This is a genomic window from Methylobacterium sp. BE186 (assembly GCF_031457035.1).
Lineage (GTDB): Bacteria > Pseudomonadota > Alphaproteobacteria > Rhizobiales > Beijerinckiaceae > Methylobacterium > Methylobacterium segetis.
The window spans coordinates 26,354-40,195 of record NZ_JAVDVV010000022.1 but is presented as its reverse complement, the minus strand read 5'-3'; the positions used below and the strand labels follow the sequence as shown (position 1 = coordinate 40,195).

Genomic DNA, 13,842 nt, shown 5'->3' with positions numbered 1-13,842 from the left:
CTCAGCGCTGCCACTCCCAGCCCCGCGCCTTCGGCGGCAGCGGGCTCAGCGAGTGCAAGCCCCCCGTCACGTAGGGAAGCGGCACCGCGAGCGCCGGCTCCGGCTCCTGCGCGGGTGCCGGCGCGGGGGCGACCGAGCCGGTCGTCACCGGCAGGATGTCCGGGTCGGCGCTGGCGAGCGCGACGGGGGCGGGCTTCTCCCGCCGGACGACGCGCTCGATATAGACCGGGACCTCCCGCTCCACGACCACGACCCGCACGCCGCGCCTGTGCCGCGCGAGGCGGCGCCCGCCGCGCGCCGCGTGGAAGCCCGCCCGCTGCACGTCCCGGCGGAAGGCCCGCTCCGAGACGCAGATCCCGCGGGAGGGACGATAATATTGGCCCGATCGGCAATGGGCCGCCTCCGCCGTCGAGATGCCGAGGAGGCAGACGAACCCCGCCGCCCATACGGCCGGTGCGCTGGATGCCATCACGGATACTCCACCTGTCATTGCACGCACTCGACCAGCCAACTCCAACGCAACCGCGCTGATCATCCTCGATTGGGGTGCGTATTTATGTCGAAAATACGTTTCGCTTCGCAGTTCAATTCCGTACCATCCATTGACGATAACATTTGCTGATCTTCGGCTTTGCTTGCTCACGTGACTGGAACGGGCTGCAAGGTCCGGCGAGCGGGTCCTGCAAGAGGACCCTGCCGGCCCACGGACGCCTTGCCTTCCCCCGGCGCATTGAATAGCCAACGCCCGTCAGCCCGCACGAAGCCCCGGGGCCGGTGAACGGCCGGCGCGCGGCGGGCGGCCCCGCAGGAAGCGTCACGCATGATCCCCCGCTACAGCCGCCCCGCGATGACCGCGATCTGGTCGCCGGAAACCCGCTTCCGGATCTGGTTCGAGATCGAGGCGCACGCCACCACCGCGCTCGCCGAGATCGGCGTCGTGCCGCGGGAGGCCGCCGAGAGGGTCTGGGAGAAGGGCCGCGACGCGGTCTTCGACGTCGCCCGCATCGACGCCATCGAGGCGGTGACGAAGCACGACGTGATCGCCTTCCTGACGCATCTGGCCGAGATCGTCGGACCCGAGGCGCGCTTCGTCCACCAGGGCATGACCTCGTCGGACGTGCTCGACACCTGCCTCAACGTGCAGCTCGTGCGCGCGGCCGACATTCTGATCGCCGACGTCGACGCGCTGCTCGCCGCCCTCAAGCGCCGCGCCTTCGAGCACCGGCTCACGCCGACGATCGGCCGCTCGCACGGCATCCACGCCGAGCCCGTCACCTTCGGCCTCAAGCTCGCCCAGGCCTATGCCGAGTTCGAGCGGGCCCGCGCCCGCCTCGTCGCGGCCCGCGAGGAGGTCGCCACCTGCGCGATCTCGGGCGCGGTCGGCACCTTCGCCAACATCGATCCGCGGGTGGAGGCATACGTCGCCAAGCAGATGGGCCTGACGCCGGAGCCCGTCTCGACGCAGGTGATCCCGCGCGACCGGCACGCCATGTTCTTCGCCACCCTCGGCGTCGTCGCCTCCTCCGTGGAGCGCCTCTCGATCGAGATCCGGCACCTGCAGCGCACCGAGGTGCTGGAGGCCGAGGAATTCTTTTCCGAGGGGCAGAAGGGCTCCTCGGCGATGCCGCACAAGCGCAACCCGGTTCTGACCGAGAACATGACCGGCCTCGCCCGCATGGTGCGGGCCTACGCGCTGCCCGCGATGGAGAACGTCGCGCTCTGGCACGAGCGGGACATCTCGCACTCCTCCGTCGAGCGGATGATCGGGCCGGACGCCACGATCACCCTCGATTTCGCCCTGGCGCGGCTGACCGGCGTCGTCGACAAGCTGCTGATCTACCCCGCCAACATGCAGAAGAACCTCGACCGTCTCGGCGGGCTCGTCCACTCGCAGCGGGTGTTGCTGGCGCTGACCCAGGCCGGGCTGTCGCGGGAGGATTCCTACCGCCTCGTCCAGCGCAACGCGATGCCGGTCTGGCGCGGCGAGGGCGACTTCCTGACCCTGCTCAAGGCGGACCCGGAGGTCACCGCGGCGCTGCGCCCGGAGCAGATCGAGGAATGCTTCGACCTCGCCTACCACTTCAAGCACGTGGACACGATCTTCGAGCGGGTGTTCGGCGGGCAGGCCTGACGCGCGCTCCGTCCGAACCCGACGAAGCGGGCGCAAACCGGACCGAGCCGAGCGTGACCGCTTGACGGCCACGCCGTGACGGACGACCTCTACGGGCGGACACAAGTCCTGCATCTAGAGGTTGCGGCGTGCTGCTCGACCGGATTCTAGAGTGGGCCTTCGGGATGAGCGGCCTCAGCGGCCGGCTCACCGTGACGACGGCGAGCGGCTACCGCTTCGACGCGGGCGACGGGCGCGGTCCCGAAGTCGCGATCCGCTTCCGCGACGCGGCGGCCGAGCGCGCCGCCCTGCTCGACCCGGAATTGCGGCTCGGCGAGCTCTTCACGGACGGGCGGCTCACCATCGAGGACGGGACGCTGCCCGACCTGATGGCGGTCCTGCTCGCGGCCAACCACGGCTCGCCGCCCTTCCCGCCCCTGCGCGGGCACGGGCTAGCGCGGGCCCTCCTGCGCCGCCTCCTCGACCGCAACGGCCCGGAGCGGGCCCGGCACAACGTCGCCCGGCACTACGACCTCGACGGGCGGCTCTACGGCCTCTTCCTCGACGCGGATTGGCAATATTCCTGCGCCTATTACGCGGCGCCCGGGATCGACCTCGACGCCGCGCAGGCCGCCAAGAAGCGCCACATCGCCGCGAAGGTCATGGCGGGCCCGGGCCACCGGGTGCTCGACATCGGCTGCGGCTGGGGCGGGCTCGGGCTCTACCTCGCCGAGGTGGCGGGCTGCGCCACGGTGCGCGGCATCACCCTCTCGGCCGAGCAGCACGCGGCGGCGCGCGGGCGCGCCCTGGCGCGGGGGCTCGAGGAGCAGGTGCAGTTCGCGCTCGAGGATTACCGGACGGTGCGCGGCAGCTTCGACCGCATCGTGTCGGTCGGCATGTTCGAGCATGTGGGGCCGGCCCATTACGGCCCCTTCTTCCAGATCTGCCGGGAGCGCCTCGCCGAGGACGGGGTGATGCTCCTGCACACGATCGGCCGCACGGGGCGGCCCGCGGCCACGAACCCCTGGATCACCCGCTACATCTTCCCCGGCGGCCACCTGCCGACGCTCTCGGAGATGGTGCCGGCGATCGAGGCTTCGGGCCTCGTCGTCAACGACGTCGAGGTGCTGCGCCTGCACTACGCCGCGACCCTGCGGGACTGGCGCACCCGCTTCCTCGCCCGGCGGGCGGAGGCCGAGCGCCTCTACGACGCCCGCTTCTGCCGGATGTGGGACTGGTATCTCGCGGCGGCCGAGGCCGCCTTCCGGCACGAGGACGCGGTCGTGTTCCAGATCCTCCTCGCCCGCCGCAACGACGTGGTGCCGGCGACGCGCGACTACATCGCGCGCGCCGAGCGGCGTCTGCGTCGGCGCGAAGCCGCTCTCTCGCCCCCCCATGAGCGGGCGGGCGGAACGGGGCTCACGCACTACCGTTGAGCTTGCAACCGAGACCGTCTTCCTCGCCGAGGAGCCAACCCGTGCCGCATGCCCAGCCGATCCCCTTCGCCCCGTCCGTCGAGACGCCCGCGCCCGACGAGGCGGAGACGCACGAGGGGATGATCGCCACCTTCGCCAAGATCCAGGGCACCACGCTCAAGGATTACGGACACGCCGTGCGCGGCGTGCACGCGAAGGGCCACGGCCTCCTCACCGGCCGGCTGGAGGTGCTGCCCGGCCTCGATCCGGCGCTCGCGCAGGGGCTCTTCGCGAAGCCCGGCACGCACGACGTCGTGCTGCGCCTCTCGACCAACCCCGGCGACATCCTCGACGACAGCGTCTCGACGCCCCGTGGCCTCGCGGTCAAGATCCTCGGCGTCGAGGGCGAGCGCCTGCCGGGTGCCGACGGCGCGACCCAGGATTTCGTGATGGCGAACGCGCCCGCCTTCGTGGCGCCGGACGGCAAGGCCTTCCTCAAGAGCCTGAAGCTGCTCGCGGCGACGACCGACACGCCGCAGATCTTCAAGAAGGCCTTCTCCGCGACGCTGCGCGGCGTCGAGACGGTGCTGGAGGCGCTGGGCACCAAGAGCCCGACGGTGATCGCGCTCGGCGGCCACCCGGAGACGCACATCCTCGGCGAGACCTTCTACAGCCAGGTCCCGGTGCGCTGGGGCGACTACGTGGCGAAGGTCGCGGTGGCGCCCGTCTCTCCCGAACTGACCGCGCTGACCAACGCCGCGCTCAACGTCAACGGGAAGCCCAACGGCCTGCGCGAGGCCGTCTCCGCCTTCTTCGCGGAGCACGAGGGCGTCTGGGAGCTGCGGGCGCAGCTCTGGACGAACCGGGAGACGATGCCGATCGAGGACGCCTCGGTGCCCTGGCCGGAGGAGGAGAGCCCCTACCGGGCGGTGGCCCGCATCACCGTCCCCCGGCAGGACGCCTGGAGCGAGGGCAAGGTGAAGGCGATCGACGACGGCTTCGCCTTCAGCCCGTGGCACGGGCTCGCCGCGCACCAGCCGCTCGGCTCGATCATGCGGGCGCGCCGCGCCGTCTACCCGAAATCCTCCGGCTTCCGCGCCGAGCACAATGGCTGCCCGATCCACGAGCCGGGCGGCCTCGCTCAGGCGGGGCTGTGAGCCGGCATCGACCGCGGCCGACCGATCAGCCTGATCGCCCCGCGCCCCCTCTCCCGTTCGGGAGAGGGTTGGGGTGAGGGATGCGCCCTCTCCGGAAGGCCCTGATCCCTCACCCGGCCCGCGTCCCGCGGACTCGACCTCTCCCGAACGCGAGAGGTGGGGCGCCCTGCACGAATCCTGCACCCTGCCCTGTCGTTGAGCCACTTGCGGGCGGCGGCGTGCCGATGCTTGGAAGGGGCGCCCGCAGCCGAGGAGAGCCCATGTCCCGCACCGTGTATCTCGATGGACGCTTCGTCCCCTTCGAGGAGGCGCGCGTCCCGATCATGGACCGGGGCTTCCTGTTCGCGGACGGGATCTACGAGGTCTCGGCGGTGCTGGAGGGGCGGCTCGTCGACAACGCCGCCCATCTCGCCCGGCTCGACCGCTCCCTCTCCGAGATCGGCATCGCCAACCCCTACACGGCGGAGGAATGGACGCGGCTCGAGACGGAGCTCGTCGCCCGCAACGCGGTCGGCGAGGGCCTCGTCTACATGCAGGTGACGCGGGGCGTCGCCGAGCGCGACTTCGCCTTCCCGGCGCCCGGCACGCCGCCGACCGTCGTCATGTTCACGCAAGGGAAGGCGGTCCGGGACAACCCGCTGGCCGAGGCGGGCGCGAAGGTGGTGACCGTGGAGGATCTGCGCTGGAAGCGGCGCGACATCAAGTCGGTGGCGCTGCTGGCGCAGGTTCTCGCCAAGCAGGCGGCGGCGGCCGCCGGCGTCGCCGAGGCCTGGATGGTCGAGGACGGGGCCGTCACCGAGGGCTCCTCCTCGACCGCCTTCATCCTCACCGCGGACGAGCGCATCGTGACCCGGCCGCTCTCGACGGCGATCCTGCCCGGCATCACCCGCAAGGCGGTGCTGCGGCTCGCCGCGGAGGAGGGCCTGCGAATCGAGGAGCGGCCCTTCTCCGTCGAGGAGGCCTACGCGGCGGCGGAAGCCTTCTACACCAGCGCCTCGGCCTTCGTGATGCCGGTCGTCGCGATCGACGGGCGCCCGGTCGGCGAGGGCCGGCCAGGCCCGCGGACGCGGCGGCTGCGCGAACTCTATCTCGCGATGGCCCTCGAATCGTGAAGAGCCCGGCCCCGCGGCGGCAGGAACGGATCGGAGGGGCAACGGTTCCTCTCGGAACTCGAGACTCTCCGAGAGAGGAAACGATGCCGAAGCTGATCCCCGGGCTGGCCCTGCTCGCCCTCGGCCTCACGGCCGGCGCGGCCCTCGCGCAGCAACCCGATGCGCCCCTGAAGGGCCGCGACACCGACCCGAACCTGCCCGCCCAGAGCCAGACCCCGCCCGAGAAGGTGCGGCCGGACGACGGCTCGAGCACGAACGGGACCCTGAGCGACAAGCTCGAGAAGAATGACGGCGTCATCAAGCCGCCGGGCAACGCCGCCCCCGGCATGGTGGTGAAGCCGCCGGAGCCGAACGCGGGCACGATGCCGGTGATCAAGCCGGGCGAGCTGCCCGGCCAGCAGCCGAACACCGAGGCGAAATAGGACGCCTCGCGGCCCGGCGCGGGGGGGACGTCGTCCCCGTCCGTCTGGCCGGGTTGCAGGCGCTTTGCTTGATTTCCCGGGCCGGATCGCGGAAAGACCCTACCGACAACGGGTTACCGGAGGCCCTCGGCCCGGAGCCCGTCCTTGCGAAACGGTACGGGTTTTGAGCGCATGGCGAACGTCGTCGTCGTAGGCGCCCAGTGGGGCGACGAAGGCAAAGGCAAGATCGTCGACTGGCTGTCGGAGCAGGCCGACATCGTCGTCCGCTTCCAGGGCGGCCACAATGCCGGCCACACGCTGGTGATCGGCGAGGCGGTCTACAAGCTCTCCCTGCTGCCCTCCGGCGTGGTGCGCCCCGACACGCTCGGCGTGATCGGCAACGGCGTCGTGCTCGACCCCTACGCCCTCGTCGCCGAGATCGACCGGATCACCGCGCAGGGCGTGCGGGTGAGCCGCGAGAACCTGCGCATCGCCGACAACGCCACGCTCATCCTCTCCCTGCACCGGGAACTCGACGCCCTGCGCGAGGACGGGGCGCCGGGCACCAAGATCGGCACGACGAAGCGCGGCATCGGCCCGGCCTACGAGGACAAGGTGGGGCGCCGCGCGATCCGCCTGATGGACCTGTCGGAACTCGACACGCTGGGCCCCAAGATCGAGCGGCTGCTTGCCCACCACAACGCCCTGCGCCGCGGCTTCGGCCTGCCCGAATTCTCGCCCGACGCGATCTACGCGGAACTCGCGGGCATCGCCGACCGGGTGCTCCCCTACCAGGACACGGTCTGGCACCTCCTCGACGAGGCGCGGCGCGGCGGCAAGCGCATCCTGTTCGAGGGCGCGCAGGGCGCGCTCCTCGACGTCGACCACGGCACCTACCCGTTCGTCACCTCCTCCAACACCGTGGCGGGGCAGGCCGCGACGGGTTCCGGCCTCGGGCCGGGGGCGATCGGCTACGTGCTCGGCATCGCCAAGGCCTACACGACCCGCGTCGGCGAGGGCCCGTTCCCGACCGAGCTGCACGACGCGGTCGGCGAGCGCATCGGCGAGCGCGGCCACGAATTCGGCACGGTGACGGGGCGCAAGCGCCGCTGCGGCTGGTTCGACGCGGCCCTCGTGCGCCAGACGGTGCAGACCTCCGGCATCGACGGCATCGCGCTGACGAAGCTCGACGTGCTCGACGGGTTCGAGGAGATCCGCGTCTGCACGGGCTACGAGATCGACGGCGCCCGCCTCGACCACCTGCCGGCGAGCCAGGGGTCGCAGGCGCGCGTCACCCCGGTCTACGAGACGATTCCGGGCTGGAGCGGCACCACCGCCGGCGCCCGCTCCTGGGCGGACCTGCCGGCCCAGGCGATCAAGTACGTGCGGCGGATCGAGGAATTGATCGGGGCGCCCGTCGCCCTGCTCTCGACCTCGCCCGAGCGCGACGACACCATCCTGATGCACAACCCGTTCGAGGACTGAGCCCGGGCACGGCCGGTCGGCTCGAGCCGGCACGGGCGGCGCGGGAGCGCGACGGCAAGAGGACGGCGAGAGGGCGGATCCGGGCACGATGGCCGACTACTATCCGTTGCTGGCGCGGGCGCTCGACGCCCTGCCCGACCGCTCGCCCGCCATGCGCAAGGCGGTCTACGACCGCGCGCGCGGCGCCCTGATCGGCCAGCTCCGCTCCCTGGAGCCGCCGCTCTCGCCCGACGACATCGACCTCGAGAGCAAGGCCCTCGACGCCGCGATCGAGCGGCTGGAGGTGGATTACGGCGGCGCGCCCCTACCCGCGCCCGCGCCCGCGAACGACCCGAGCCCGGCCTCCGCCCTGCCGGAACCCGCCCCGCCCCCGCGCCCTGCGCCGGAGCCGCGGCCGGAGCCGGTCAGATCCGACCCCCCGAAGCCCGACATCGCGAAGCCCGAAACCGCGAAGCCCGAAGTCGCGAAGGCGGCGCCCTTCGTCGAGCCCGCCCGGCCCGACCCGAACCCGGAGGACGGGCTGTTCGAGGCCGAGCCCCCGCGACAGCCGGCGCCGCCCGTCTTCGTGGAGGCGGAACCCGCCGGGGCCGGCCCCTCGGCCGGCCCATCCCTGCCCCCGGCCTCGCCGCCCGATCTCGGCGGCCTCCCTCCCCGGCCGGAGCCCGAGCCGGTGCGCGAGGCGCCGGCTGTGGCCATCGCGGCGCGCCGGGCCAAGCCCGCCGCCGTCGAGGAGCCCGTTCCGGAGGCGCCCGAGGCCGCGGCCGAGCGCGGGCCGGAGGGGGAAACCGAGATCGTCCCGGCCCGCGCCGACGCCGCGGGCGGGCGCCAGCGGCCGCGGATCGACGTGGTGTCGCCCCGCGCCGGCCGCTCGACCCTGCTGCGCAACGCCTTCGTGGGCGCGGTGCTCGCCCTGGTGATCGGCCTCATCGCCGTGGCCGCCTACCTGCTGCGCGACCGGCCCGCCGACCTCCAGCAGACGGAGGCCGAGACCAGCGCCCCGGCCGACGGCAGCGACCAGAAATTCGCGGACCGGGTCGGTGGCGAGCCCGCCCAGCCCGCGCAGCAGGGCGCGGCGCAGCAGGCCGAGGCGCCGCCCGCCCCCGCCCCGAGCCAGGCGGATCTCGCGGTGGCCCAGCGCGCCACGCTGATCGAGGAGAACACGGCGGGCCAGAACGCGCAGCCCAGCTCGACGACGGGCCGGGTGGTCTGGCGCCTCGAATCGGTGAGCGGCGAGCAGGGCCAGCCGCTGGAGACGGCGGTGGTCGCGACCCTGGACTTCCCCGAGGCCGGCCTGACCGTGGTCGCCACCCTGCAGCGCAACCTCGACGCGACGCTGCCCGCCTCGCACACGATCAAGCTCGCCTTCACCCCGAGCGGGCCCGGCGGCGAGCGGCGCTCGGTTCAGGATATCGGCCTCCTCCAGGCCAAGGACGAGGAGGCGGCCCGCGGCTCGCCGCTCTCCGGCCTGCCGGTGCGGGTGCGCGAGAACCTGTTCCTGATCGGCCTGTCGTCGCTGCGCAACGACGTCGACCGCAACACCGACCTGCTGCTCCACCGGAACTGGTTCGACCTCGCCGTCAAATACGCGAGCGGCCAGCGCGCCGTGATCACCTTCGAGAAGGGCAATTCCGGCGCCTACGCGCTGCAGCGCGCCTTCGAGCAGTGGCGATGAGGCGCTGACGGGGCGGCCGAGGCCGGCGGCCCCCTCTCCCGAGAACGAGGCCCGCCCGGGGCCTCAGGCCCCGGCGCCGGTCCGCGGCAGCTCGCGCACGGCGAGGTTCTTCTTGACCGCCTCCTGCACCTTCTCGAAGGCGCGGACCTCGATCTGGCGGACGCGCTCGCGCGAGACGCCGAACTCGCCGGAGAGATCCTCCAGCGTGATCGGATCGTCGGCGAGGCGGCGCGCCTCGAAGATGCGCCGCTCGCGCGGGTTGAGGACGGAGAGCGCGTCGCGCAGCGCCGAGAGGCGGTTCTGCCCCTCCTCCTCGCGGGCGAGCACGGTCTCCTGGCTCGGGCTGTTGTCGACGAGCCAGTCCTGCCACTCGCCCTCGCCCTCCTCGCGCAGGGGCGCGTTGAGCGAGGTGTCGCCGGACAGGCGCCGGTTCATGTCGATCACGTCCTGCTCCGGCACGCCGAGGCGGGTCGCGATCTGCTGGACCTGATCGGGGCGCAGATCCCCCTCGTCGAGGGCCGAGATGCGGCCCTTGGCCTTGCGCAGGTTGAAGAACAGCTTCTTCTGGTTGGCCGTGGTGCCCATCTTCACGAGCGACCACGAGCGCAGGATGTATTCCTGGATCGCGGCCTTGATCCACCACATGGCGTAGGTGGCCAGCCGGAAGCCCTTGTCGGGGTCGAAGCGCTTGACCGCCTGCATCAGGCCGACATTGCCCTCGGACACGACCTCGCCGATCGGCAGGCCGTAGCCCCGGTAGCCCATGGCGATCTTGGCGACGAGGCGCAGGTGCGAGGTGACCAGCCGGTGGGCCGCCTCGCGGTCCCCGTGGTCACGCCAACTCTTGGCGAGGGTGAACTCCTCCGTCGGCTCCAGCATCGGGAACTTGCGGATTTCATCGAGGTAGCGCGAAAGGCCACCCTCGTTGGCGAGCACCGGCAATGCGCCTGCCATGGCATACCTCCTTGGACTGTCCCCCAATGGTGGGCGGACGATGGCGCGGTCGACCGCTCCTTGAGCCGGTCGTCCGAATTCCCATCTGTACTGTGGAAATCCCCGATCCGGTAGCGGGTCCGCGGCGCGAACGTCGTGGTCAACGCACGAACGGGCCTATGGGTCGATCCTCGCACGATTGGTCGCGGGTCGAGGTGTGATGGCGCACCCGATCCCGCCAAAGCCTTGACTGTGCCGGACCCGCCACACCCTCGATCTCCGACCGCTCTTCGCGCGCCCGACCTACGGGTTACGGCCTGCCGCCAAGGGCGCGCACGAGGGCGGCCATGTCCGCGGGCAGCGGGCTCTCGAAACGCAGGGCCTCGCCCGTGCGCGGATGGGCGAAGCCGAGGAGCCCCGCGTGCAGCGCCTGCCGGTCCAGCGCCGCGAGCGCGGCCTGGGCGGGCTCGGGGAGCCGGGCCGCCTTCGTCTTGAAGGCGCTGCCGTAGACCGCGTCGCCGAGAAGCGGGTGGCCGCGATGGCTGAGATGGACCCGGATCTGGTGCGTGCGCCCGGTCTCCAGCCGGCAGGCGAGCAGCGCGACCTCGGGGCCGAGCAGGCCCTCGGTGCGGTAATGCGTGATCGCGTGCCGCCCCTCGCCCGCCCGCACAACGGCGATCTTCTCGCGGTTGCGCTGGCTGCGGGCGAGATTCGCCTCGATCGTGCCGTTGCGGGGCTCGGGCGCACCCCAGACGAGCGCCTTGTAGGCCCGCTCCAGCGGCCCGCTGCGCCCGTGATCGGCGAATTGCGCGGTGAGGCCGCGATGGGCGAGATCGTTCTTCGCCACGACGAGGAGGCCGCTCGTGTCCTTGTCGAGGCGGTGCACGATGCCGGGCCGGCGCACGCCGCCGATGCCCGAGAGGCTCTCCCCGCAATGGGCGATGAGGCCGTTGACCAGGGTGCCGCCCTCGTGGCCCGGCGCGGGGTGCACGACGAGCCCGGCCGGCTTGTCGATCACGATGAGGTCGTCGTCCTCGTGGACGATCGCCAGGGCGAAGGGCTCGGCCGCCGGCTCGGGCGCCGACGCCTCGGGCACCGTGACGGAGAGGCGGGCGCCCGGCGCGACCTTGTGGGCGGGGTCCCGCACCGTCTCGCCGTCCCGCCGCACGTGGCCCGCGCGCACGAGATCCTGCAGGCGCGAGCGCGACAGGTCCGGAAAGGCCGCCGCGAGGGCCTTGTCGAGGCGCCCCCCCTCCTCCTGCGCGACGACGGCCACGCGTTCCCCGGTCTCGTCCATCCTGTCCTGCAACGCTCGTCCCCACCCGATACCCGCGCAGCGAAAAAGGCTCCCGACGGCCCTTGTGCCCGCGCCGGCACGTCGCTATACGAACGCCTCCCGACCGGAAAGCTCCCATCGTCTAGCGGTCTAGGACGTCGCCCTCTCACGGCGAAAACAGGGGTTCGATTCCCCTTGGGAGCGCCAGTTGGCTTTAAGCCGCTGGGTCGGCTCAAGCTTCAGAAATCATTGTGCTTCTGGCAGAGCCTCCGCACCTCTGACTACTCCGCAGCCAAGAATGCGCTCGCTAGGCTCCTCCCACGATTCTCTGCAGACTTTGAGGCCGCCGAGCGGGCCAAGCGCGGCGAGCCCATGAAGGTGGCCCCGGGCTCGGCCGTCATGCCCTCCCCTGCCGAGATCGCGCAGGACTGGCTCACGGCTCTGCTCTCGGAGGACGAGGCGGAACGCCGCGAGGGAGACCCTCGGCAGCAGTTCCAGACGGCGGAGGAGCGGGAGCGTCGGTGGCCCAACCTCGTGAAGGTCCCGAGGCGCGGCATCGGGCGGGACCTCGGGTCCGTCCAAGGGCTGGAACTTCAGGAGCAGCACGCCGCGTACGCCGAGGCTCTTGGGCGGTCTGATCCCGAGATCGCTGACGGCGAAGTGCGCGCATATCGGCCTCCAGCGCTGGAGGTGTTCAGGCCGGCTTTCACCGTTTGGCCCGACGCGCCGGCTAGGCCCCCCGTGGCCGAGCGGCCAACCGTGCCCCAAACCTTGAACTCGGACCACACCGTGGTGGCCGATCACTGCGTTCGAGCTACCGCATCAGCGGCGATCTCGAACGAGGCGCGGCTGTGATGAAAGCGGCCATCTTGGCCCTGCAGCCATTGGCCCAATGATGCACCCGCGAGCACCGCTTTTTCATTGATAGCCACACAGATATCACGTCGAAACCTTGACTGCCGAAATAGATATTATTTGCTGCCGAGATGTGTCGAACACTCACGGGTCACGTCGTATGGCATGAGTTCGCGCAACACATCTGTCGATCTTGTAGAAAGCAGGCTGCTGGTTCGGTCGGATCACTCGGCAATGGGCTGGCACGGTTGACGACAGTCACTGGCGAGGCGTTGGCCAAGGCGCCAGGATCGGTTCAGGATCGCAGCAAGGTGACGCCAGCGACTCATCCCTTGGAAAGAGAGTAGTCAACGTCCTCCAGTCGTCGACAGGGAGGTGGATCATGAAGATCGTCGTCATCGGCGGCACCGGCCTGATCGGCTCGAAGGCTGTCGCGATCCTGCGGCAGCACAGTCATGAGGTCGTCGCCGCCTCGCCGAAGGCCGGCGTCAACATCATCACCGGCGAGGGGCTCGACGAGGCCATGGCCGGCGCGCAGGTGGTGATCGACCTCGCCAACTCGCCCTCGTTCGAGGGCCGGGCAGTGCTGGAGTTCTTCGAAACCGCCAGCCGCAACCTTCTCGCAGCCGAGGCCGCAGCCGGCGTTCGGCACCATGTCGCGCTATCGATCGTCGGAATCGAGCGGACGCCTGAGAACGACTACTTCCGCGCGAAGGTCGCGCAGGAGACGCTGATCGAGAGCGCCGGCATCCCCTACACCATCGTCCGCGCGACCCAGTTCCTGGAGTTCCTCGGCGCCATCGCCGCTTCGAGCGCGGATGGCGACGTGGTCAGGCTTTCGCCCGGCCTGTTCCAGCCGATCGCGGCGGACGACGTTGCCGCCTTCGTCGCCGATGCGGCGCTCGCCGAGCCGAGGAGCGGCATCATCGAGATCGCCGGCCCGGAACGGGCACCGTTCGACGAGATCGTCGCCCGCTACCTGAAGGCGGTCTGCGATCCGCGCGAGGTCGTGCGCGATCCTGAGGCCCGCTACTTCGGCGGACGCGTCGAGGAGCACTCTCTCGTGCCGCTGGGCGAGGCTCGCCTCGGCCGCATCGGACTGGACGAGTGGCTCCGATGGTCGCGGGCCGCGTGACGATTGAGGAAGCGCTGAAGCTGACTGGCAAGGAGGCTGTCTCCTACCACGCGCGCCTAACGGGAGCTTCCAACCGCCGGGCCAAAGCGCAGTTCGGGTTCGCGCCGCGAGCTCTCCTGTGGCACCCGCGGGAAATCAAGCCTTTCATCGGCAGGCTGGCGAAAACCGAGGCATCGGGCTTTCTCAGTAAATTTGAATATTGGGAACGGCTAGCAAACTGTCTTTTGCAAGAGAATGAAATAGGTGTCTGTAAGTAGAGTCGAAGAGCAATCGCTGTTGCGGGGAGGATTT

Annotated in this window: 13 protein-coding genes and 1 tRNA gene; 11 read left to right on the top strand and 3 right to left on the bottom strand. The window is 71.1% G+C overall.

The genetic code is table 11. The annotated features are described in order from the left end of the window. Position 1: 1 nt before the first annotated feature. Positions 2 to 469: a hypothetical protein gene (locus J2X36_RS19705; RefSeq protein WP_310352927.1), complete on the bottom strand. Its 468-nt coding sequence runs from the start codon at positions 467 to 469 to the stop codon at positions 2 to 4. 351 nt (positions 470 to 820) lie between these two features. Between J2X36_RS19705 and purB the strand changes: the two genes are divergently transcribed. From purB to J2X36_RS19670, 7 genes are all read left to right on the top strand, one after another. Then, positions 821 to 2,131 (top strand): adenylosuccinate lyase, encoded by a 1,311-nt coding sequence (gene purB / locus J2X36_RS19700; RefSeq protein ID WP_310352926.1) that lies wholly within the window; start codon positions 821 to 823, stop codon positions 2,129 to 2,131. 164 nt (positions 2,132 to 2,295) lie between these two features. After that, positions 2,296 to 3,546: a cyclopropane-fatty-acyl-phospholipid synthase family protein gene (locus J2X36_RS19695; RefSeq protein ID WP_310352924.1), complete on the top strand. Its 1,251-nt coding sequence runs from the start codon at positions 2,296 to 2,298 to the stop codon at positions 3,544 to 3,546. 41 nt (positions 3,547 to 3,587) lie between these two features. After that, positions 3,588 to 4,682 carry a catalase family protein gene (locus J2X36_RS19690; protein ID WP_310352922.1) on the top strand — a complete coding sequence of 365 codons (1,095 nt, stop codon included), beginning with the start codon at positions 3,588 to 3,590 and terminating at the stop codon, positions 4,680 to 4,682. 260 nt (positions 4,683 to 4,942) lie between these two features. Continuing rightward, positions 4,943 to 5,794 (top strand): D-amino-acid transaminase, encoded by an 852-nt coding sequence (locus tag J2X36_RS19685; RefSeq protein WP_310352920.1) that lies wholly within the window; start codon positions 4,943 to 4,945, stop codon positions 5,792 to 5,794. 83 nt (positions 5,795 to 5,877) lie between these two features. Next, positions 5,878 to 6,216 carry a hypothetical protein gene (locus J2X36_RS19680; protein ID WP_310352918.1) on the top strand — a complete coding sequence of 113 codons (339 nt, stop codon included), beginning with the start codon at positions 5,878 to 5,880 and terminating at the stop codon, positions 6,214 to 6,216. Between the two features lie 171 nt (positions 6,217 to 6,387). Further along, positions 6,388 to 7,680 (top strand): adenylosuccinate synthase, encoded by a 1,293-nt coding sequence (locus J2X36_RS19675; RefSeq protein ID WP_310352917.1) that lies wholly within the window; start codon positions 6,388 to 6,390, stop codon positions 7,678 to 7,680. Positions 7,681 to 7,768: 88 nt separating this feature from the next. Then, positions 7,769 to 9,352, top strand: coding sequence for a histidine kinase (locus J2X36_RS19670; RefSeq protein WP_310352914.1), 1,584 nt, complete (start codon positions 7,769 to 7,771; stop codon positions 9,350 to 9,352). Positions 9,353 to 9,415: 63 nt separating this feature from the next. Here J2X36_RS19670 and rpoH read toward each other — a convergent pair whose 3' ends face one another. Together rpoH and J2X36_RS19660 are read right to left on the bottom strand one after the other, a co-directional pair. After that, positions 9,416 to 10,306, bottom strand: coding sequence for an RNA polymerase sigma factor RpoH (rpoH, locus tag J2X36_RS19665; RefSeq protein ID WP_132256726.1), 891 nt, complete (start codon positions 10,304 to 10,306; stop codon positions 9,416 to 9,418). A 289-nt stretch (positions 10,307 to 10,595) separates the two neighbouring features. After that, positions 10,596 to 11,582 carry an RluA family pseudouridine synthase gene (locus J2X36_RS19660; protein WP_310352912.1) on the bottom strand — a complete coding sequence of 329 codons (987 nt, stop codon included), beginning with the start codon at positions 11,580 to 11,582 and terminating at the stop codon, positions 10,596 to 10,598. Between the two features lie 110 nt (positions 11,583 to 11,692). On the opposite strand from J2X36_RS19660, the gene J2X36_RS19655 reads away from it, so the two are divergent. The 4 genes from J2X36_RS19655 (at position 11,693) to J2X36_RS26910 (ending at position 13,808) form a co-directional block, all read left to right on the top strand. Next, positions 11,693 to 11,768, top strand: a tRNA-Glu gene (locus tag J2X36_RS19655). Between the two features lie 165 nt (positions 11,769 to 11,933). After that, positions 11,934 to 12,416: a hypothetical protein gene (locus tag J2X36_RS19650; RefSeq protein ID WP_310352979.1), complete on the top strand. Its 483-nt coding sequence runs from the start codon at positions 11,934 to 11,936 to the stop codon at positions 12,414 to 12,416. A gap of 382 nt (positions 12,417 to 12,798) precedes the next feature. After that, entirely contained in the window at positions 12,799 to 13,551 is a 753-nt protein-coding gene (locus J2X36_RS19645) for an SDR family oxidoreductase (RefSeq protein ID WP_310352910.1), read from the top strand. Continuing rightward, positions 13,533 to 13,808 (top strand): hypothetical protein, encoded by a 276-nt coding sequence (locus J2X36_RS26910; protein ID WP_405029824.1) that lies wholly within the window; start codon positions 13,533 to 13,535, stop codon positions 13,806 to 13,808. Before J2X36_RS19645 ends, J2X36_RS26910 begins: the two co-directional genes overlap by 19 nt. Positions 13,809 to 13,842 lie beyond the last annotated feature (34 nt).

Excerpts from the sequence above, each read along its gene's own strand:
- purB (WP_310352926.1), top strand. The coding sequence starts at position 821 with ATGATCCCCCGCTACAGCCGCCCCGCGATGACCGCGATCTGGTCGCCG.
- J2X36_RS19660 (WP_310352912.1), bottom strand. The coding sequence starts at position 11,582 with ATGGACGAGACCGGGGAACGCGTGGCCGTCGTCGCGCAGGAGGAGGGG.
- J2X36_RS19695 (WP_310352924.1), top strand. The coding sequence starts at position 2,296 with ATGAGCGGCCTCAGCGGCCGGCTCACCGTGACGACGGCGAGCGGCTAC.
- rpoH (WP_132256726.1), bottom strand. The coding sequence starts at position 10,306 with ATGGCAGGCGCATTGCCGGTGCTCGCCAACGAGGGTGGCCTTTCGCGC.
- J2X36_RS19645 (WP_310352910.1), top strand. The coding sequence starts at position 12,799 with ATGAAGATCGTCGTCATCGGCGGCACCGGCCTGATCGGCTCGAAGGCT.
- J2X36_RS19670 (WP_310352914.1), top strand. The coding sequence starts at position 7,769 with ATGGCCGACTACTATCCGTTGCTGGCGCGGGCGCTCGACGCCCTGCCC.
- J2X36_RS19685 (WP_310352920.1), top strand. The coding sequence starts at position 4,943 with ATGTCCCGCACCGTGTATCTCGATGGACGCTTCGTCCCCTTCGAGGAG.
- J2X36_RS19705 (WP_310352927.1), bottom strand. The coding sequence starts at position 469 with ATGGCATCCAGCGCACCGGCCGTATGGGCGGCGGGGTTCGTCTGCCTC.
- J2X36_RS26910 (WP_405029824.1), top strand. The coding sequence starts at position 13,533 with ATGGTCGCGGGCCGCGTGACGATTGAGGAAGCGCTGAAGCTGACTGGC.
- J2X36_RS19675 (WP_310352917.1), top strand. The coding sequence starts at position 6,388 with ATGGCGAACGTCGTCGTCGTAGGCGCCCAGTGGGGCGACGAAGGCAAA.
- J2X36_RS19680 (WP_310352918.1), top strand. The coding sequence starts at position 5,878 with ATGCCGAAGCTGATCCCCGGGCTGGCCCTGCTCGCCCTCGGCCTCACG.
- J2X36_RS19650 (WP_310352979.1), top strand. The coding sequence starts at position 11,934 with ATGAAGGTGGCCCCGGGCTCGGCCGTCATGCCCTCCCCTGCCGAGATC.